Origin of the sequence: Vibrio sp. Of14-4 (genome assembly GCF_022347625.1) — a bacterium.
GTDB classification, from domain to species: Bacteria; Pseudomonadota; Gammaproteobacteria; order Enterobacterales; family Vibrionaceae; genus Vibrio; species Vibrio pristinus.
The window spans coordinates 75,116-95,746 of record NZ_JAKRGI010000010.1; the positions used below are offsets into that span (position 1 = coordinate 75,116).

At 41.4% G+C, this 20,631-nt stretch carries 12 protein-coding genes; 8 read left to right on the plus strand and 4 right to left on the minus strand.

Going from position 1 to position 20,631, the window contains the following annotated elements; genetic code table 11:
• Window positions 1-77: 77 nt before the first annotated feature.
• Complete coding sequence (locus MHN79_RS11340; protein WP_239172987.1) at window positions 78-914, plus strand: S1-like domain-containing RNA-binding protein; 837 nt, start codon at window positions 78-80, stop codon at window positions 912-914.
• A gap of 60 nt (window positions 915-974) precedes the next feature.
• On the opposite strand, the gene rsmF is transcribed toward MHN79_RS11340, so the two are convergent.
• The 4 genes from rsmF to MHN79_RS11360 all read right to left on the minus strand — a co-directional run bounded on the left by rsmF (window position 975) and on the right by MHN79_RS11360 (window position 8,212).
• Entirely contained in the window at window positions 975-2,399 is a 1,425-nt protein-coding gene (gene rsmF, locus MHN79_RS11345; protein ID WP_239172988.1) for a 16S rRNA (cytosine(1407)-C(5))-methyltransferase RsmF, read from the minus strand.
• Between the two features lie 82 nt (window positions 2,400-2,481).
• Complete coding sequence (locus MHN79_RS11350) at window positions 2,482-5,115, minus strand: MlaD family protein (protein ID WP_239172989.1); 2,634 nt, start codon at window positions 5,113-5,115, stop codon at window positions 2,482-2,484.
• Complete coding sequence (locus MHN79_RS11355; RefSeq protein ID WP_239173121.1) at window positions 5,108-6,367, minus strand: paraquat-inducible protein A; 1,260 nt, start codon at window positions 6,365-6,367, stop codon at window positions 5,108-5,110. Before MHN79_RS11355 ends, MHN79_RS11350 begins: the two co-directional genes overlap by 8 nt.
• Window positions 6,368-6,415: 48 nt before the next feature.
• Complete coding sequence (locus MHN79_RS11360) at window positions 6,416-8,212, minus strand: ABC transporter ATP-binding protein (protein WP_239172990.1); 1,797 nt, start codon at window positions 8,210-8,212, stop codon at window positions 6,416-6,418.
• 85 nt (window positions 8,213-8,297) lie between these two features.
• Between MHN79_RS11360 and MHN79_RS11365 the strand changes: the two genes are divergently transcribed.
• The 7 genes from MHN79_RS11365 to MHN79_RS11395 all read left to right on the plus strand — a co-directional run bounded on the left by MHN79_RS11365 (window position 8,298) and on the right by MHN79_RS11395 (window position 20,558).
• Entirely contained in the window at window positions 8,298-8,771 is a 474-nt protein-coding gene (locus tag MHN79_RS11365; protein WP_239172991.1) for a GAF domain-containing protein, read from the plus strand.
• 99 nt (window positions 8,772-8,870) lie between these two features.
• A complete protein-coding gene (proQ, locus tag MHN79_RS11370) occupies window positions 8,871-9,500 on the plus strand; it encodes an RNA chaperone ProQ (RefSeq protein ID WP_114785742.1) in 630 nt (209 codons plus the stop codon).
• A 17-nt stretch (window positions 9,501-9,517) separates the two neighbouring features.
• Window positions 9,518-11,533 (plus strand): carboxy terminal-processing peptidase, encoded by a 2,016-nt coding sequence (prc, locus tag MHN79_RS11375; protein WP_239172992.1) that lies wholly within the window; start codon window positions 9,518-9,520, stop codon window positions 11,531-11,533.
• A gap of 132 nt (window positions 11,534-11,665) precedes the next feature.
• Window positions 11,666-12,328 carry a hypothetical protein gene (locus MHN79_RS11380; RefSeq protein WP_239172993.1) on the plus strand — a complete coding sequence of 221 codons (663 nt, stop codon included), beginning with the start codon at window positions 11,666-11,668 and terminating at the stop codon, window positions 12,326-12,328.
• A gap of 284 nt (window positions 12,329-12,612) precedes the next feature.
• Entirely contained in the window at window positions 12,613-15,219 is a 2,607-nt protein-coding gene (pepN, locus tag MHN79_RS11385; RefSeq protein ID WP_239172994.1) for an aminopeptidase N, read from the plus strand.
• A gap of 90 nt (window positions 15,220-15,309) precedes the next feature.
• Window positions 15,310-15,528, plus strand: coding sequence for a DUF2835 domain-containing protein (locus MHN79_RS11390; RefSeq protein WP_152430378.1), 219 nt, complete (start codon window positions 15,310-15,312; stop codon window positions 15,526-15,528).
• Window positions 15,529-15,716: 188 nt separating this feature from the next.
• Window positions 15,717-20,558, plus strand: a complete 4,842-nt coding sequence (locus MHN79_RS11395) for an NAD-glutamate dehydrogenase (RefSeq protein WP_239172995.1) — start codon at window positions 15,717-15,719, stop codon at window positions 20,556-20,558.
• The last annotated feature ends 73 nt before the right edge of the window (window positions 20,559-20,631 follow it).

A 20,631-nucleotide genomic window follows, 5' to 3' on the forward strand; every position in this document is an offset into this window, starting at 1 on the left:
AAAAAATTCTCTTTATCTCGCGAAAGCATAACAGAGTTTCGCTATAATGACCTCAAATTTAGTAAGAGACCATTGAAATGATTAAAGTTGGACAGATAAATCACTTGGAAATCGTCAAAAAAACAGATTTCGGACTATTTCTTGATGCAGGTGATTACGGTACGAGCTTACTGCCAAACAAATTTGCTCCATCAGGTGCTGAAATTGGTCAATTCATAGATGTTTTTTTGTACTTTGATTCGGACAATCAACTTGTAGCGACCACTGAATCGCCGATAGCCCAAGTAGGAGAGTTTGGGCTGATGAAAATAGAAGGTGTCAGTAGTATCGGAGCATTTGCTGATTGGGGGATTAAAGACAAAGATCTACTCATTCCATTTAGTGAGCAGCGAACTCGATTTTCAGCAGGGCAAAACATTCTAGTGTATGTCTATACCGATAAGGCTTCAGGTCGTATTGTTGGAACCACTAAATTTAATAAGTGGTTAGATAAAACACCAGCCAACTATCAACGCAATCAACAAGTTGATTTGATCATCGCTGAGCGAAGTGATCTGGGTTTTAAAGCTATTGTTGAAGGTCAACATTGGGGTATGATTTTCAAATCTGATGTTTTTGGTAAGTTGTTCGTTGGGAAGCGGTTAAAAGGATACATCAAAGATGTTCGAGAAGATGGGAAAATTGACCTTACTTTACAGAAAGTAGGGGTTGCCAAAATGGATGATTTGAGTGAAAAGATCCTTGATGTACTCGAAAAGAAAGGGGGCTTTTTGCCTTTAAACGACAAGTCGTCGCCCGAAAGTATCTTTTCGACGTTTCGAACAAGTAAAGGAACGTTTAAGAAAACCATCGGTGGGTTGTATAAACAAGGAAAAATTACCATTGAAGAGCAAGGAATTCGCCTGATTTCTTAACCTAGCGTTTTACAGAGAGACCCACTAGGTTTTGGATACAACCTAGTGGGTAAGAACAAGTTAAAATAGGTTTTTATCGCGTACAAGCTCTCTTGGCAACCCATTCTTCAATCGATTTCCGACCCATTTTCCGAGGCCTATTACGTCATCGCCAAGTTTGATAATGGCCTCTCCTTTACCTGATTGATTTTCCGGTCTAACATCTCTTCCCATGAACCAGTCTCTGGCTTCAGGAATCGTCAATTCAATACAGTTAGGTTCTTCCCCTGATGCTAGGGTGGTTGCTACTTGGTGATGCCATCGATAGCCGTTTTTGTGAGACTCAGCTATCTTAATTCCCATTCTTGAAAACCTAAATTCGCCGATAAACTCTTCCAGAGCACTCGGGAATAACCAGACATCTTTATCTCTGAGCCATATATCTGATTGGGAGGGAAGTTTAATACTCAAACTTTTATAAAGTTTATGGGCAACCTCTTGTTTTATCTTGTTGGATGCTTTTTCAAATGGAAATTTTCCTAGGCGTTTTTTTACATTAGGGGGTGTTGTTCTTCCAAGCTTTTTGATTTTGGCTACAAAGAACCCCTCGCAATCATAGGTTTGTGGGAATACATGTAAGAATCCATGTTCGGTAATCGCTTTGTCTGCACCCGAAAACAACGAGGATAGGGATTCAAAAGAGACTAAATCAGGGAATGTATTCTTCAAGTGAAGACAAACTTGTTGGTTTTCTTCGACACTGAGTGTACAAGTCGAGTAAACCATTACTCCACCTGGTTTTAATGCATGAAAGGCGCTTTCGATTAAATCTTTCTGGGTCTGAGATATGGTTAATACTGCCTCTTTGCTCCAGTTTTTCATCGCATCAGGGTCTTTACGTACCGTCCCTTCGCCAGAGCATGGAGCATCAATAAGAACGGCGCCGAAGCTTTCTGGCAGCCATCCCCCAAACACACGACCATCATAGTTGCTAAGAGCAGAATTACGTACACCACATCGCTCAATATTGGCATGCAGAACTTTAACGCGGCTGGATGAAAACTCGTTTGCGACAAGCACGCCTTCATTGTTCATCTTTGCTGCAATCTGTGTGGTTTTAGAGCCAGGCGCTGCAGCCATATCTAGAATGGTACGACATTCATCTTCTAGATTGTTGAACAGAGCTGATACAGGCATCATTGAGCTGGCTTCTTGAATATAAAATAGACCGCACATATGTTCAGCAGTATTACCCAGCGGTGTAATAGATTCATCAGCGTCAATCCAAAAGCCCTCATCACACCATGGAATGGGTGATAACTGCCAGCCTTTATCAGATGCACGTTGAGAGAACGCATCGACAGAAATTTTTAGCGTATTAACACGTATGCTTTTACGAAGTGGACGCCTGCAAGCGGCTGCAAAGTCGGAAACATCATGCCCGCTAGGCATAATAGCCTGCATTTCGCGTAAGAATTCTTCAGGTAAATAAGTGTTTTGATGCAAAGTAATATCTCGTGCACAAAATAGTAAAAATGATAACGAATTAAACCAAAAAAACGCAGCTTTTAACACTGCGTTTTTGATTCTATGGCTTTGGTATGGGCATTCGCCACATTTTCCATGACTCTTCAGGAGTTGAGTTTAAAAAGAAAGATTGGCCACTCTCGGCTATCGGCTGAAGAGGGACATTATCCGGTGTAGAGAAGGTTATGCCACCTTTAATAATACTATCGATTGTACCTGCTTTTATATTGGCCCCACCTAGGCCAATAGATACATCAACACCAGAAGTATTCCAAAAAACACTATTTTTTCTTATCAGATAAGCATATTGAGGAGATATTGAAATCGTAGATACCACTCGATCAGCGAATTCACCGAGACCTACCTGAATCACCCTTCCCACTTCCATTTCCCGAAAAAGAATAGGGGTACCAATAGTGATTGCGCCTAGTGTTTCGCTCTGAAGCGTAAATGCTATTCCGTCACTATCTGAAGGTTGCTTATGAAGATTAAACTTGAATGTGGCTTTTCCGCTTCCTGGCTTCACATTGATTGCTGGAGCCCAGAAATTTTGTAAGTTTTTAACCCCGCTTAACCCTAAAGTCGGCTGTGCAATCCAAAAATAGCTGTCCTCTTTAGCGAGAGTATCAGCGTACTCTGGCAGTAAACGGAGTTTAATTGTCATCGTTTCTTGCTTAAAATCTGGTGTGACAGATACGGCTTCACCCACTTTTATACCATTGTATTTAACACTGGTTCCCTTAGATATGTGATTTTCGCCTTTGGCTACTAGGGTGATAATTCGGCCATATGTTCTGGCAGTTTTAAAATTTTCGTAGAGTAACCATTTGTCCCCACTTTTATTTTCTACCCCCGCAATTGAATCAAATGCGATGCTGCCTTGTATAAGCGATTTTAGCGGAGCAGCCTTGACGTTGATACCATGGAGACCAGCGTCGACTTCTACGCCAGAATAGTTCCAAAACACAGCATTTTCAGTTAATAAATGTTTGTATTGTTTTTCTATACTTACTTTTACTTCAACACCATTTTTCACAAGATTGAATTCAGAGATACGACCGACTTTGAGATTTTTATAGAGTAGGGGGCTCCCTTTGTTTACCGGCGGTAATTGCTCCGCAAATAATGTGATAGTCTCAGAGCCTGAAACATTATATTGAGCCAGCTCAGCAAGTGACTGGCTAGGGTAAAGCGTGTACTGTTTCTTCGAAGAGCGAGTGCCTTCACTGGTAAAACTGATCGAGCCAGTTAGCAGTTGTTTTGCCGGAGGGACTGAAACATTTAGCCCGGACTCCGTAAGTTCTGCAGTAGCACTACCAGTCACATAGAATCGATTCTCTGACTTTATAAGTGACGCGTAGTCGCTGTCGATATGAAGAGCGATGTGAACTTTGTTTTTGACTAAAGAGACTTTCGTAACCTCACCGACCGATATACCTTTGAAAAGAACATTGACCCCAACTTCCAGCCCAAAAGAACTTTCTGCTATCAGTGTAATAAAGGTCGAATTTGGTTGTTTCTGATGAAATTCGTCTTTTTTAAGAGCGGTAAAATAGCGGGATTTCTCTCCTTTTCCTGCAATTAGTGTTAAATAGTTGCCCTTTAACAAGTTGGTCACATTCTCGATGCCAGAGAGCGATACTTTCGCTTCTTCTAAAATAAAGTGACTACCAGTAGTTAACATATCGGAAAACACAGGCTCAATGGCGGCAAGCGCAACAATATCCTTTCTTCCGTTACTGAATTGTAAGTCAGTGATTTGCCCAATGGCGATACCGCGATACATGATAGGTGCACCAGCAGGGCTTATCTTATTATCATCTGGTAGTGTTATTTTTATTGGTATTCCTCGACCAGCAGTCTTAAGATCGGGATAAAGTCTAAATCGACTGTTGTCTGAAACGGGCTCCCCTCCATCAGGAGAGTCAACAGCTATTGAACCTCCAATCAAAGAACTCAAGCTATCTAATTTGAGGTCAACCCCCTGAACCCCGAGGGTTGCACCTAAACCACTGACATTCCAAAAGCGGCTTTCATCGGTAATAATACTTCTGTACTCGTCTTGAATTGACGCATGGATGAGAACATTTTTTTCATTACCATCTAATTGATAGCTGTATACTTCTCCGATAGGAATCTTTCTATAAACAATTTGCGATCCAATAGATATTCCCCCTAAGTCATCAGCCCGCAGGGTAATATTGAGGCCACTTGGTGCACGAATATCGGCAGGGGGACGTTCTAAAGCGGTGAACTCTGTTTGCGGCTCAGACGATTCATCGCCAGGTTGAATAGCAATATAATTACCAGAGACCAGTGCGTCTAGGCCAGAGATACCAGATAAACTTGCGGTTGGTTTGACCATCCAAAACAAGGTATCCTGCGAGAGAAGTTTCGTTGCCTCGGGATAGATATCAGCCTCTACGTAAATGTTGCTAAGGTCGTCTGATAGTTTGATGTCTCGAACCATACCTACTTCGAGTCCGTGATAACGTATTGTAGTTCGACCTGCAACCAAGCCTTGTGCATCCGAGAAATGTATCTGAATACGTTCCCCTGCATCATTTATCGCCTTTAATACTAACCAACCGGACAAGATCAACGCTAGGATTGGGAGTAACCACAAAGGTGACATACCTTTGTTGCGTTTGACATCAGGTGAGTACGAAGGCGAATTTTGAGTTGAATTAGCCATTTGATATTTCTTCTCTTCGGTCTGTTTCAGACTTCATCGAACCTTCATCCCAAATAAGTCGGGGGTCGAGGCTTTCTGTGGCAAACATAGTTAGTAAAACGACGAAGCCAAATGCAACCGCGCCAAAGCCTGGGCTAAAGTCGAGAATTTGGCCACGATCAATGACTGCCATCATAATGCAAATCACAAAGAGATCCATCATTGACCACCTTCCTATCCATTTGATAATGAAATAAATAGCCATTCTTTGGCGCCGGAGTAAGTGTCTTTTGAACTGAATTGAAATGAGTAGATAGCTGAGACCCAAAATTTTTATTACTGGAACTGCTATGCTAGCAACGAAAATGATCAAAGCGATTCCCCACATACCACTTTTTACTAGTGATGCAACCCCTGAAAAGATAGTATCTTCGATGCGTCGTCCATTGGTTATTAGAATGGATATGGGTATCAAATTTGCGGGGAAAATTGCAATACTTGCCGCGACTATGTATGCCCAAGTTGTTTTGATGGAATGCGGTTTACGACGAAAAATAGGCTTTTTGCAGCGTGTACAAACGTCGCTATAAGGTTGTGAAAGGTGGCAATGGAGACAGTGAAGTTCTCGCATTTTAAAATGATAATCTCGTTCCGGTTTATATTTTTCCCAGTAACTATGGATACCGACTCGTGTGACGAGTAACAGTGTCATACATTGTAACATGATAAAGCCATATAAACCGGTGCCAAGATAGATATCCGAATGGTCTTGGAGTTTAAAGCAAGAGATCGCGATACTTACAAGAAACACGTCGATCATTACCCAAGTTTTGAGATGTCTAATAGTATATAAAGAGTATTTTAAAAGCTTAAACTGTTTGCTTTTCAATCCTATATGAGCGGTAACAACAGAAACACATAGCAAAAATGGAGCAATAGAACTGCAGAAAAATATGAGTAAAGAAAGGAAAATAAACCCCTCGTTAAACAAAGTATAAATACCTGATGGTAAGGTGGCCGGTATCATAACACCGAACAACCGGATGCTTATGAAAGGAAAAAAATGTGACGGAAAATAAAGCAAAAGGCACGCGATGGCCAACGCTAGATTACCGGAGAGAGAGGGGGAGCCTCCTCGATATAAATGTGTGCCACATCGAGGGCAGTATGCACTTTTGCCTTTCTCCAAAAGGGTAAGGTTGATAGGAAGCTCGCAACCATGGCACAAACGGATGTGTGACGCATTCTCAGCCGATTCATTGTTACCGTCTATAAGTTGAGAGCACACTGTCTTATCCTTACATAAGTGTAGAGGCTTGATTTAGGCGTGCGATTGAACATTTCCATATAAAGTTTGATACAGACCTTCTTGCTTAACCAACTCAACATGTGTTCCTGCTTGTGTAACTTGCCCATCTTCTAAAACATAGATCAAATCAGCTTGCTTCACCGCAGATAGACGATGTGCAACAATTAAGGTTGTACGGCCATCCAAAAATTCAGTTAGCGCTTGATGAAGGGCCGATTCTGTAGAAGTATCAAGCGCAGATGTTGCTTCATCCAAGATAACAAATTTCGGATTAGACAACAGCATACGTGCAATCGCTAACCTTTGTTTCTGACCACCAGATAAACGAATACCATTGCGCCCAACTGGTGTATCCAACCCCTCTTTTAATTCACTTGTTACGTTATCGAGTTGCGCGATTTCTAATGCATTCCATAACGCCGCATCTTCAAAGTCTGAGCCTAGAGTAAGATTATGCCTTAAAGTGTCATTAAACAATATAGGCTGTTGTAATACAACGGCAATGTTTTTTCGAATGGTATCAAACCCTATTTCTTCAGTGGTTTTACCATTGAATCTTATGATGCCTGAATCTTGATGATAAACCCCAAGAAGTAGTTGAATTAGTGTCGACTTTCCACCTCCACTGGTCCCAACGAGTGCTACTTTCTTTCCTGCTGGAATGTGGAGGTTAAGATGGTTTAGAACTCTAGACTCCTCGTTATATGAGAAGTTAACATTTTCGATACTGACTTCTACTTGAGAATTAGGTTTAAATGGGTCGATTGTACTGGTTGGGCGCAGTTCTTCATCCAATGACAGCAGAGAGTTAATTCTTTGTATCGCTGCTTTTGCACTATACCATGAGAACTGAATACCAAGCAGCTCTTGAACAGGACCTAGCATAAACCAAAGATAGCCAAATACCGCAAAAATCTGGCCAATAGTTAAATCGCTAAACAAAACCATTAGCATGGCGATAGCGCGAAATAGCTCAAAACCAAGAAGGAATAGGAGAAAGGAGAGACGCCCAGCGGCCTCCGATTGCCATGTGTACTTATCTGCATCCAACCGAATCTGATTCGCATCTTTTTTTAATTCAGTAAGAAAATCTCGTTCTTTATTGGCGGCACGTAACTGATAGATACCATCTAGGGTCTCCACCAATCTATTTTGAAAGTGCTCAAAGGATTGGTTTTCTCTTTTCTTCAGGTGTTTAACTTTATTGCCTAACTTGCGGGAGAAGTAGATAACAATAGGGTTAACCAAAAGAATAAAGAGCCCAAGGCGCCACTCTAACCAAAGAAGCACCCCAGCTGTACCCATTACAGTCAGCACGCCTATCAGAAATTTACTTAGGGTCGCACCAATGAATTTATCAATGGTTTCAACATCTGTGACTAAATGAGCATTTATTCCTCCACTACCTCTCGTTTCGTATTGTTTCATACTTATACGACCAAGCTTGTCGAGCATTTTGCTGCGCATCTTGTATGTAATGCTCTTTGATACAAGCGTAAATTGTCGGCTTTGTAGAATATTTAGTGCTTGACTCATGGTCCGCATGATTATTACAAGCCCAAGAGTCAAAAATATGTATCCGGAAGGCGTCTGAAGTGAAGTAGGCAATACAAGGTTCATTACCTCTATGCCCTTGGCTGGTTGATTTAACAACACTTCATCGACCATGAGCGGCATGAGTAGGGGAATTGGCACACTCAACAGAGTGGCACCTATCGCAATAAAATTTGCGACAACTAGCCGCGACTTGTGCTTTTTTACTTGAGTTATTAGCCAAGAGCGGCTAATTGTGTTTGCTCTTTCATCCATGATAGCGATATTGCTTCTCGTTGATGATGTTAGATTAATTGTACTTTGGTTCTTAAGCCAAGTCTTTTTAAAATTGGAGACTACTATGAAAATAGAACAATATGAAAGGGTGACCAAGCAAGCTATTGCGCTGATTGAATCTGAAAAGGACTTGGTTGCTAACCTATCAAACCTCAGCGCATTGCTAAACATGGAGCTAGAGGACATAAATTGGGTAGGCTTTTATCTGGTACGAAATGAAGACTTAGTGTTAGGCCCATTTCAAGGTAAACCTGCGTGTGTGAGAATTCCAATTGGAAAAGGGGTCTGTGGAGTGGCAGTAGAGCAGAATTCAGTACAAAGGGTAAGTGATGTTCATCAGTTTGAGGGACATATAGCCTGTGATGCAGCGAGTAACTCAGAAATTGTTATACCGTTTTATATAGATGGGCGGATAGTCGGGGTTCTTGATATAGATAGTCCTGTGTTAAGCCGTTTTGGTGAAATTGATGAACAAGGCTTAACATTTTTGATGAGTGAAGTAGAAAAGCTGTTTAATTCACACGCTATCAGTGCATAAATTCATTATTGACGGTGGTTTTTCGTTTTTAGGTCACTATAATACCTGAAATATTTATCTGAATGCTCGCGGAAGACACCGCATTAACCAGGACCCCTCATGGAAAACACTGAAAAGTTAAAAAATAGCAAAGAAGTGATTGCGTATATTGCTGAATGTTTCCCTAAGTGCTTTACTTTAGAAGGTGAAGCAAAACCGCTCAAAATTGGTATTTTTCAAGATCTTGCGGAACGTCTTACCGACGATCCGAAAGTGAGTAAAACACAGATTCGTGCAGCATTGAGACAGTATACTTCTTCATGGCGTTATCTCCATGGTGTTAAGCCCGGTGCTGTTCGTGTTGACCTAGATGGGAATCCTGCTGGGGAGTTAGATGAAGAACATGTTGAACATGCCAAAACAGCGTTAGCTGAGAGCAAAGCCAAAGTTCAGGCTCGTCGTAAAGAGCAGGCTCAGAAAGCGAGAGAAGAAGGTAAAGCCAAAGCAAAACCGGCTAATAAGAAAACACAGAACCGTCGTGCACCAAAAAATAATGTAAATAAGGCCAGCAAACCCCAAGAAACAAGGGCTCTGACAGTAGAAGAGATTACTATAGGTAATCAAGTTAACGTCAATATGGGCAAAGGTAATATGGCTGCGACTATAGTTGAAATCAATAAGGAAGATGTGCGTGTTCAACTGCCTAACGGCCTGCAAATGGTTGTAAAAGCGGAGCACCTACGCGCATAAAGGAGATACTCCTACGCATGAAATGCCGTTCAAAATTGTCGCTGATTGCTGCTAGCCTATGGTTAGCAGCTTCCTCAGCATACGCTCTTAAAGCCAATATTGCTTTAGACGACCTTCCAGTGCTAGCGCCAGAAGCGCAGCACTCTACTGCAAGTAAACGTGTTACCTCCCGCTTTACTCGCTCCCATTACAAACATTTCGCTTTGAATGATGAATTTTCTGAAGCCATATTCCAAAGGTATTTAGAGTCCTTAGATTTCAATCGTAATATTTTCACTCAAGCCGATATTAAGTCGTTTAAGAAGTTAGCTACTAACTTGGATGAGCAACTCAAGTCTGGAGATAATCAGGTCGCGTTTGACGTATATAATATGTCTTTGAAACGTCGCTATGAGCGTTTTGCTTATGCGCTGTCTTTGCTTGACAAAGAGATGAAGTTTGATATTGATGAAAGTATTGAGCTTGATCGAAGCAAAGCGGCTTGGCCGAAAGACACCAAAGAGTTAGATGAACTTTGGAGAAAACGTGTTAAGTATGATGCTCTAAACCTAAAGCTTACTGGCAAAGATTGGAATGAAATAAAAGATGTTCTAGGCAAGCGTTATAACAATGCTTTAAAGCGCCTCAGCCAGACCCACAATGAGGATGCATTTCAATTATATATGAATGCATTTGCTAGAGAAGTTGACCCTCATACAAGTTATCTTTCTCCGAGAAACGCAGAACAGTTTCAGACTGAAATGAATTTATCTTTGGAAGGCATTGGTGCTGTGTTGCAAATGACGGATGATTATACGGTTATCCGTTCTTTAGTCGCAGGCGGACCCGCATCGAAAAGTAAGCAGCTTGATGAAGGTGATCGTATTATTGGCGTTGGGCAAGATGGTGAGGACATTGTTGATGTAATCGGCTGGCGTTTAGATGATGTGGTACAGCTAATTAAAGGACCAAAGGGTACTAAAGTTAACCTGCAAATCTTGCCTGAAGGAAAAGATGCCAAAGCTCAAGTGGTAACCATAGTTCGCGATAAAATCAGGCTCGAAGATAGAGCAGTTAAGTCGGAAATTATCGAAAAAGATGGCAAAAAAATTGGTGTATTAGAAGTACCCAGCTTCTACGTTGGCCTAGCTAAAGATACTGATAAGCTGATCACTGAGATGAAAAGCGAAGGTATTGATGGTGTCATTGTAGATTTGCGTAACAATGGCGGTGGCGCGCTCACTGAAGCGACATCTTTATCAGGTCTGTTTATTACCAGTGGTCCTGTTGTTCAAGTTAGGGACAGTTATGGCAGAGTCAATGTCAATAGTGATACTGACGGAAAGATTAGCTACGATGGCCCAATGACCGTTCTCATTAATCGCTATAGTGCATCGGCCTCTGAAATTTTTGCAGCTGCAATGCAAGATTATGGAAGAGCGATCGTTCTTGGTGAGAACTCCTTTGGTAAAGGCACAGTGCAACAGCATCGCTCTCTCAATCATATTTATGATTTGTTTGATAAAGAGTTGGGTTACGTTCAATATACAATCCAGAAATTCTACCGCATTAATGGTGGGAGCACTCAGAATAAAGGCGTTGTTCCTGACATTGCTTATCCTACACCAATCGAGCATAGCGAGACCGGCGAGAGTGTTGAAGATAACGCATTGCCTTGGGACAGCATAGACAAAGCCAACTACAAAGAACTACAGCGCAACAAAAAACTCATCAAGAAGCTTAGTGCACTTCATCAAACGCGCGTTGCCAATGAACCTGAGTTTAAATTTATAGCTGAAGATATTGCACGATATAAAGCTGAAAAGGATGATAATACATTGTCCCTAAGCGAAAAAGTGCGCAAGCAGGAAAGCGACAAGGCTGATGATGACCGTTTAGCGCGAATTAATCAAAGACAAATCACATTGGGGGAGAAGGCGTTTAAGTCTCTTGACGATGTTCCTAAAGATTATGAAGCTCCAGACGTTTATCTTGATGAGTCAGTTGCTATAATGGTCGATCTTCTGAAAGAATCTTCTAAAAAATCGATTTAATCTTATGGTGGTTTTTCACCTAAAACGAGCTTTTTATAAGCTCGTTTTTTTCATCTTTAGCGTGAGCTAGATCTTGATTTTCGCATATTTGTGCTTCTCAGCCTAAGCTTAAAGAAAAGAGCGAGGTGCACTATGAGATGGATTGGCGTTTTACTTACATGTATAAGTCTGTCTTGTCTTGCTAATGAAGTACGCGATAACAGTGACTTAACACAGTTTGACCAACCTTTTTTACTTGGCGATTGGTATCTGGTTAACCCTAATCCTGAGCAGTCAGAAGAAAACTTTTTAGCCATTAAATTGAGCCTAGATTCTAACTACAGCTTTAAAATTGATATCCAAAAGCGTGATTATTCAGTTGATCATTGGGAAGGGTTGTACACGGCGAATGAAGATACGCTTATTCTAGGGTTAAATACTTCAGAGCCCCAAACTTACAATTATTCCAGCAACCATAATATGCTCAACCTGAACGGGGTTGTATTTACAAAAGCATTGTCCAATGCTTTGGCGGGCATGTGGTCCAGTGCAACATTAAGCGGGCATGAGTTTGTCGCGAGTGAAGTCCAGCAAATGGACTTGATTTTGCAACCGGATTTTGTGTTTATGTTCAGAGTGAGTAATAGCGAAGGTGATGAAGCGATACACAAAGGTGTCTATTATACAGAAGGCGAGCACCTAGTTTTGCTTTATGAAAATGGTGAGCATGAAACTCGGTATAGTTTAAATAGCGATATACTCACTTTGGAAATGGAGGAAGGTGCGCTTTACGCCGTGCTTAATCGGGTACGATGAGTCACTCTCATATTGTTTAAACGTGAACGAGGTATTAACACATAATACCTCGTTTTTTTATCGGTATAGGGTTAAGCTAACAGTCCATGAAAGAGTTTAAATCTATAGTGCTCAACACAGATATACTTATAGTCGGTTTTAAGTTCACTTACGCTCTTTCGCTAACATAATTGGTCCAAGCGAAGACGTTCTGGAGTTTGCTTTTCATTAGAGGGCACCAAACTTTCCTATCGCTTGCCGGCAGGCTATTCACATTATTGCGTTTTAGTTAGAAGGATTTCGACATGGCTCATACACCTCAAGCCAAATACCGTAAAGATTACACTTCGCCATCACACACAATCACTAGCATCGATTTAGTTTTTGACCTTTATGACCATAATACTGTAGTGACAGCAACGTCTAAGGTAAAGCAATTAAAACAAGACAACGTTCTTTACCTCGATGGTGAACAACTCAAATTAGTCAGCCTTGATGTAAACAATGAGAAGTGGACTAGGTTCGAACAACTAGAAGGTGGAATTGCTCTTTCAGGGCTTCCTGAAGAATTTGAACTAAAGATAGTTACTGAAATTAATCCTGAAAACAATTTAGCTTTAGAAGGTTTGTACAAGTCTGGCGGTGCTTTTTGTACCCAATGTGAGGCAGAAGGCTTTCGGCGAATTACCTATTATTTGGACCGTCCTGATGTTCTTGCAACATACTCAACGAAAGTCATTGCTGATAAAGCAACTTATCCCTATTTACTCAGCAACGGTAATCGAATTGCTGAAGGTGAGCTAGATAATGGGCGTCATTGGGTTCAGTGGCAAGACCCACATCCCAAACCCGCTTACTTGTTTGCATTAGTAGCAGGTGATTTTGATGTTCTTCGCGATACATTCACTACTAAATCAGGTCGTAAGGTTGATCTTGAAATCTTTGTAGACAAGGGCAATCTTGATAGAGCACCTCATGCAATGACATCCCTGATTAATTCGATGAAATGGGATGAGGAAAGGTTTGGGCTTGAATATGACCTCGATATTTATATGATTGTTGCTGTGGACTTTTTTAATATGGGGGCTATGGAAAACAAAGGATTGAATGTGTTTAACTCAAAGTTTGTTCTCGCAAATGAGCAAACAGCGACTGATACAGATTACCTTGGCATTGAAGCTGTTATTGGCCATGAATATTTTCATAACTGGACGGGAAATCGCGTCACATGTAGAGATTGGTTTCAGTTAAGTCTGAAGGAAGGACTTACCGTATTCAGAGACCAAGAGTTTTCTTCAGACTTAGGCTCTCGGGCTGTTAATCGAATCAATAATGTTCGTATTATTCGAGGCCCTCAATTTGCAGAAGATGCGAGCCCAATGTCGCATCCTATTCGTCCAGAAAAAGTTATTGAAATGAATAACTTCTATACCCTTACCGTTTATGAAAAAGGCAGTGAGGTGATTAGAATGATGCATACTTTGCTTGGTGAAAAGGCTTTCCAAAAAGGAATGAAACTGTATTTTGAACGTCATGACGGGACAGCGGCAACATGCGAAGATTTTGTAGCAGCTATGGAAGACGCATCAGGTGTAGATCTAGGGCAGTTTCGTTTATGGTATAGTCAATCCGGCACACCAATAGTATCAATTAAGAGTGACTATGACTCAACAGAGCAGACATACTCATTAACAGTATCGCAGCAAACCTCTGCCACCCATGATCAGCAAAATAAACAACCTTTGCACATTCCATTGGATATAGAACTTTACGCTGCTAATGGTCAATCCATTGAGTTACGCCGTAACGGGAAGGGTATTAAGAATATCCTTAATGTTACTAAAGAAAAAGAGACTTTCGTCTTTGAGGATGTATCAGAGAAGCCTGTACCATCATTACTACGTGAATTTTCAGCTCCTGTTATCTTGGAATATGACTACAGCGATGAAGAGCTGACTTTTTTAATGGTGCATGCTAGCAATGACTTTTCACGATGGGATGCAGGCCAAATGTTACTCGCGAAATATATTCGCAGTAATGTAAACGCTGTTCAAACAGGAACAGAGATTGAATTACCCATGTCTTTGATCGATGCTTTCCGAGGTGTGTTGCTTTCTGATACCTTGGAACCAGCCTTAATAGCCGAAATTATGGCTCTTCCAAGCCACAATGAAGTATCAGGTTGGTATGACCAAATTGACGTAGACGCAATTGCTACTGTATTAAAAGCGATTAAGGTGAAGCTAGCTAATACGCTTGAAGATGAATTAACTGCAATTTATCACAGCCTAAAAGATGTTGACTATACGATTTCACATGGGGCAATAGGAAAGCGATCGTTACGTAACATAGCACTTTCTTATCTGGCTCATACTGAGCTCGGGAACAGCCTAGTGGAGAAGCAATACTTTTCTGCGAACAATATGACAGACACCATTGCAGCAATGAGCGCAGCGAATAATGCTCAATTAGATTGTCGTGAAAAGCTGATGACTGACTACAGTGGAAAGTGGCAGCATGATGGGTTGGTTATGGATAAATGGTTCGCTTTGCAAGGATCCAACCCTGCTGAGAATGCATTGGAAGTCATTAAATCGACGATGGACCACACCGCATTTAGTCTTAAAAACCCTAATCGTACGAGAAGTCTGATCGGTTCGTTTTTAAATATGAATCCTGTTCATTTTCATTCAATAACTGGCGAAGGGTACCAATTTGCTGGAGAGATAATTAAAGAGTTGAACACGAGTAACCCTCAAGTCGCTTCTCGATTAATTGACCCCTTGCTTAAGTTTAGAAAATATGATGAAACGAGACAAGCACTCATGAGACGGGAGCTTGAACGACTAAAATCTCTTGATAATCTTGCCAAGGACTTATTCGAGAAAGTCAATAAGGCACTGGACTCTTAGTCTGTAAAATAAGGTAGTAGCAGTACTCACACTGCTACTACCAAAGCCCATTACCAAAACTCGTAATACTCACTAAGTTTATAAAGAAGAATGAATCAGTACTATTTCTCGCTAAACATTTCGTATCAATCCTTCTTGGCACACTATAATGGGATCGCAAGCAATGTTCTTGTGACCACAGACAATGGGATACGATTGCAACTGCCCGCCACTAAATTTCGTCCATTTCTTAGTCAAATAGGTCTTAATGGGCGCTTTCGCCTGACAACTGACCAAAACAATAAGTTTATAAAGTTGGAAATGCTGTGAACAATTGATTCTATGAGACTTTAAATAGAACCTTAGTCACATTATCAAACATTTCACCTCCTACCACTCTTAAAAGAATTAACCATTTATCAATAAAGCTTTTACAATAAAGCGGCATTACCCGTGTTAAGCACTATGCTTACAACAGCCCTCAAAAATATATAAAATTCTAATTGTGGAGTGTGATTATGACCGCGCGTGAAACTTTGATGCCGGTTCTGCTTGAAAAGGTCTACAAACTGATTCAAGACAAACTCGAGCTTGCTCATCAACCCCTTGTCACTCAACTTGCTCAGCATTTATTTAGCAATATTTCGCATGACGACCTCGTCGAAAGGAATGAATCTGATCTGTATGGTGCGATTATTAGCCTTTGGCACCATATCAATGAAAAGAAAGCCGACGAAGTCTCTGTACGAGTGTTTAACCCAACTGTAAGTCGTCAAGGATGGCAATCCACCCACACTATTGTTGAAATTGTTGTGCCAGACACACCTTTCTTAGTAGATTCCGTGAAAATGGCATTGAGCCGACTGGATTTGGCTTCTCATTTAATGCTTCATGGTCCAACGCAGATTGAGCGAAGTAAAGCAGGTGATATTACTGCGATTAACCAAGGGAAAGGGGCGCTTCAGTCCTTGTTCCATATGGAAGTCGATCGATTAAGCTCAAAAGAAACCATGACCTCGCTACGCGAAGAATTGGAAAAAATCATTACAGATACTTCACTAGTCGTCCATGACTGGTTACTCATGGTTGAAAAGCTTGAAGAGGTGACCAATCAGGTTGAGGCTAATAAGGATTTTGTGAAGATAGAGCGTGATCGATATGAAGAAACAGTGAAGTTTCTTCGCTGGTTAGGTGATCACAATTTTACATTTATGGGTTATAAAGAATACGATTTAGTCAATGTAGATGGTGATACAGAGTTACGGCCGACAGCAGACAAAGGATTAGGGCTATTCGCCAACACTGAACGTGTTCGTAGCGTTAAGTTATCTGATTTCCCAGACTCTGCGCGTCTCGAAGCCAAAAAGCCATTCTTGCTGATAATGACAAAAGGCAACACTCCATCACGTATCCACCGCCCAGCCTATACCGATTATATTGGTATCAAGAAATTCGATAAGAATGGAAAAGTTATTGGTGAACATAGGTTCACAGGGCTGTATACATCAGCCGTTTATAACCAGAGTGTTGAAAGCATACCTCTTATTAGAGAGAAAGTTGAACGTATTCTCGCTTCAAGTGGGTATCGCGAAGGATCTTACGCATTTAAAGCATTACATAATATCCTAGAAAATTATCCACGTGATGAATTGTTGCAGGCTCATGAAGATGATTTGTTAGAAGTTGGTATGGGTGTTGTGCAAATGCAAGACCGTGACATGCTACGACTCTTCATACGCAAGGACCCTTTTGGTCGCTTCTTTAGTTGTATGGTATACGTCACTAAAGATCGTTATAACACTGAACTTAGACGTCAAACACAGCAAATCCTCCAGCAGTACTTTGGCTGTGATAATGAAGTTGAATTCACTACCTATTTCTCCGAGAGCCCATTGGCTCGGACGCATTACATTGTCCGTGTTGATAACAACAACATGGATGTCGACGTGAAAATGATTGAGCAAAACCTAATGGAAGCATCTTCAACTTGGGACGATCGTCTCTCTGACGCTATCGTGGCAAACTTTGGTGAAAGTAAAGGTCTTCCTCTAGCTAAAGAGTATTTGCACGCATTCCCGCGCTCATATAAGGAAGATGTCTTACCGGGATCGGCAGTCGCAGACATCGAACGTATTGAAGCTTTGAGTGATGAAAATCGACTAGGGATGCTGTTCTATCGTCCACAAGAGTTGGCTTCAGATTCAAAATCAGTTAGGTTGAAGCTTTACCACCGTGATGAGCCAATCCACCTATCTGACGTAATGCCGATGCTTGAAAACCTTGGCTTACGAGTCATAGGTGAATCGCCATATGAGGTTCGCAAAGCTGATGGTCATGTGTACTGGATTCTTGATTTTTCTATGCTTCATAAGAGCGAGAAAAATGTCGATCTGCGCGAAGCTAGAGATCGTTTCCAGCAAGCGTTTGCAGCAATTTGGGCCGGAGATCTTGAAAGCGATGGCTTCAATAGACTCGTTTTGGGTGCATCGCTAACGGGAAGAGAAATTTCTATTCTTCGAGCCTATGCTAGGTATATGCGCCAGGTTGGCTTCCCATTTAGTCAACACTACATTGAGGAAACACTCAGTCATTACCCGGAATTGGCACGAGGCTTGGTAGCTTTGTTTACCAAGCGGTTTGATCCCAAATATAAGGGTAGTCAGAAAGGTCAAACAGAGCTGATCAACTCAATGACAGAGCAGCTGGATCATGTAGAAAGCCTAGATGACGATCGTATCATTCGTCGTTATATGGAGATGATCACGGCTACGTTACGAACCAACTACTATCAAGTTGACGCTAACAAACAAACTAAGCCATGGCTTTCATTAAAAATGAAGCCGAGTGAAATTCCGGAGATCCCTCAACCTGTTCCTGCGTTCGAAATATTTGTTTACGCACCTGATATTGAGGGTGTTCACTTAAGAGGTGGCAAGGTTGCTCGTGGTGGCTTGAGATGGTCGGATCGTCAAGAAGATTTCCGTACTGAAATCCTCGGGCTAGTTAAGGCACAGCAGGTTAAAAACACCGTCATTGTTCCTGTTGGGGCAAAGGGTGGATTTGTCTGTAAACGCCAACACAATCTGAGTGGTAGAGATGAGATTTTTGCTGAGGGTCAACGTTGTTACAAGCGTTTCATTCGAGCACTACTGGATGTCTCTGATAACATTATTGAAGGTGACGTTATTCCACCGAAGAACGTTGTTCGCCATGATGAAGACGATCCATATCTAGTGGTAGCGGCAGATAAAGGTACGGCTACTTTCTCTGATTTAGCAAACTCAGTATCTGAAGAATATAACTTTTGGCTTGGTGATGCCTTCGCATCAGGTGGCTCTAATGGTTATGACCATAAAGCTATGGGTATTACAGCCAAAGGCGGCTGGGAGTCAGTAAAACGTCATTTCAGAGAAATGGGTATTGACTGCCAATCTACTGATTTCACTGCAATTGGTGTTGGTGATATGGCTGGTGATGTGTTTGGTAACGGTATGTTGTTGTCAAAACACATTCGTTTACAAGCTGCGTTTAACCACCTACACATATTTATCGATCCAAATCCTGATTCAGCCAAAAGCTGGAAAGAAAGAGATCGTTTGTTTAAGTTACCGCGCTCTAGCTGGGAAGATTACAACACTAAGCTTATTTCAAAAGGTGGGGGTATTTTCTCTCGTCGGGCTAAGTCCATTACTCTTACGCCAGAAATTCAGAAAATGATTGGTACTAAGAAAACGTCTTTGGCACCAAACGATCTAATTAAGAAGCTTCTGAAAATGGAAGTGGACCTACTATGGAATGGTGGTATCGGTACTTATGTTAAATCAGTGAATGAGACTCATACAGACGTAGGCGATCGTGCTAATGACGTTTTACGTATTGATGGTCGAGATCTGAGAGCTAAAGTAGTCGGTGAAGGCGGTAACTTGGGTATGACACAGCTAGGCCGAGTTGAGTATGCGCTTACTGGCGGCCGTGTAAACACCGATTTCGTCGATAATGTTGGCGGAGTGGATTGCTCAGATAATGAAGTCAACATTAAAATCTTCCTCAATGGACTCGTAGCCAATGGTGACCTGACTGTTAAACAACGCAATAAAATCCTAGAATCGATGGAAGATGAAGTAGGTGAAATTGTACTAGATGATGCCTATTGCCAATCTGAATCGATATCAGTAACAGAACAGCGTGGTACAGGCCTTGTCAAAGAGCAAATCCGCTTTATTCATGATATGGAAAAAGCAGGCCATTTGGATCGTGCTCTAGAATATATTCCTGATGATGAGACTCTTCTTGAAAGAGAGAAGTTAGGCCAAGCTCTCACTCGCCCGGAGCTTGCGGTTCTTGTTGCCTACGGAAAGATGGTTCTTAAAGAAGATCTGGTGCATGATGATATCGCTAATGATGACTATCATGCTCAGCAGCTGGTCAATTATTTCCCTACAGAGTTACGCCGTAACTATATCAAGCAAATGGATAATCATCCATTAAGAGCAGAGATCATCGCGACAGCCCTTGCTAACCAGATGGTTAACGAAATGGGTTGTAACTATGTAACTCGTATGCAAGAGGAAACTGGAGCGCATATTGTCGATATTGCTAATGCATACGCTGCTTGTCGTGAAATATTCGGTTTAGATAAGGTGTTAACTTCACTACGTGCTCTCGACAATAAGGCTTCAACAGATGCTCAGTACGATATGATGTTCTATGTGCGCAGAACAATGAGACGATTGTCACGTTGGGTGTTGCGTAATAGAACAGGGCGACAATGTGTTAAAGCACTCGTTGAGTTGTACCAAGGTGATGTAGACATTATCAATGCTAAGTTGGATGATATTCTTGTCCCAGCGGAAGTTGAAGAACATAAGCAGATGGCTCAATCATGGATTGATCAAGGTATTACACCTGATATCGCTATCTACGTATCTCGCTTATCTAGTTTGTATTCAGTCTTTGATATCTCTACTGTCGCTCGAGAGACTGGTATCTCGGTTGAACAAGTTGCCAAGCTTTACTTCCATTTAGGTGACAGGTTGTCATTGCATTGGTTCCTAAACCAAATCAATGCTCAAGCTGTTGATAATAATTGGCAGGCACTTGCGCGTGCAGCCTTTAGAGAAGATTTAGATTGGCAGCAAAGACAGCTTACGGGGCAGGTTCTAAATTGCCACTGTGCGCCAAAAGATCTCGATGTGATGAAAGCTCTCGATGACTGGATTTCGACAAACGAAATATCCTTACATCGATGGGAAAATATTCTCAATGAGTTCAAAGTAGGCTCGGTGCATGAATTTGCGAAGTTCTCAGTTGCTCTGCGAGAGCTTATGCTTCTCAACTTAAATTGCGCGGCCAACGAGTAACAAACATATTTCGTTGAATTATGCGGTAAAACAGTAAATAATATAGCCCCGTTTGTACGGGGCTTTTTTCTAT

Excerpts from the sequence above, each read along its gene's own strand:
- MHN79_RS11395 (WP_239172995.1), top strand. The coding sequence starts at position 15,717 with ATGACCGCGCGTGAAACTTTGATGCCGGTTCTGCTTGAAAAGGTCTAC.
- pepN (WP_239172994.1), top strand. The coding sequence starts at position 12,613 with ATGGCTCATACACCTCAAGCCAAATACCGTAAAGATTACACTTCGCCA.
- MHN79_RS11390 (WP_152430378.1), top strand. The coding sequence starts at position 15,310 with ATGAATCAGTACTATTTCTCGCTAAACATTTCGTATCAATCCTTCTTG.
- proQ (WP_114785742.1), top strand. The coding sequence starts at position 8,871 with ATGGAAAACACTGAAAAGTTAAAAAATAGCAAAGAAGTGATTGCGTAT.
- MHN79_RS11365 (WP_239172991.1), top strand. The coding sequence starts at position 8,298 with ATGAAAATAGAACAATATGAAAGGGTGACCAAGCAAGCTATTGCGCTG.
- MHN79_RS11380 (WP_239172993.1), top strand. The coding sequence starts at position 11,666 with ATGAGATGGATTGGCGTTTTACTTACATGTATAAGTCTGTCTTGTCTT.
- MHN79_RS11350 (WP_239172989.1), bottom strand. The coding sequence starts at position 5,115 with ATGGCTAATTCAACTCAAAATTCGCCTTCGTACTCACCTGATGTCAAA.
- MHN79_RS11360 (WP_239172990.1), bottom strand. The coding sequence starts at position 8,212 with ATGGATGAAAGAGCAAACACAATTAGCCGCTCTTGGCTAATAACTCAA.
- MHN79_RS11340 (WP_239172987.1), top strand. The coding sequence starts at position 78 with ATGATTAAAGTTGGACAGATAAATCACTTGGAAATCGTCAAAAAAACA.
- prc (WP_239172992.1), top strand. The coding sequence starts at position 9,518 with ATGAAATGCCGTTCAAAATTGTCGCTGATTGCTGCTAGCCTATGGTTA.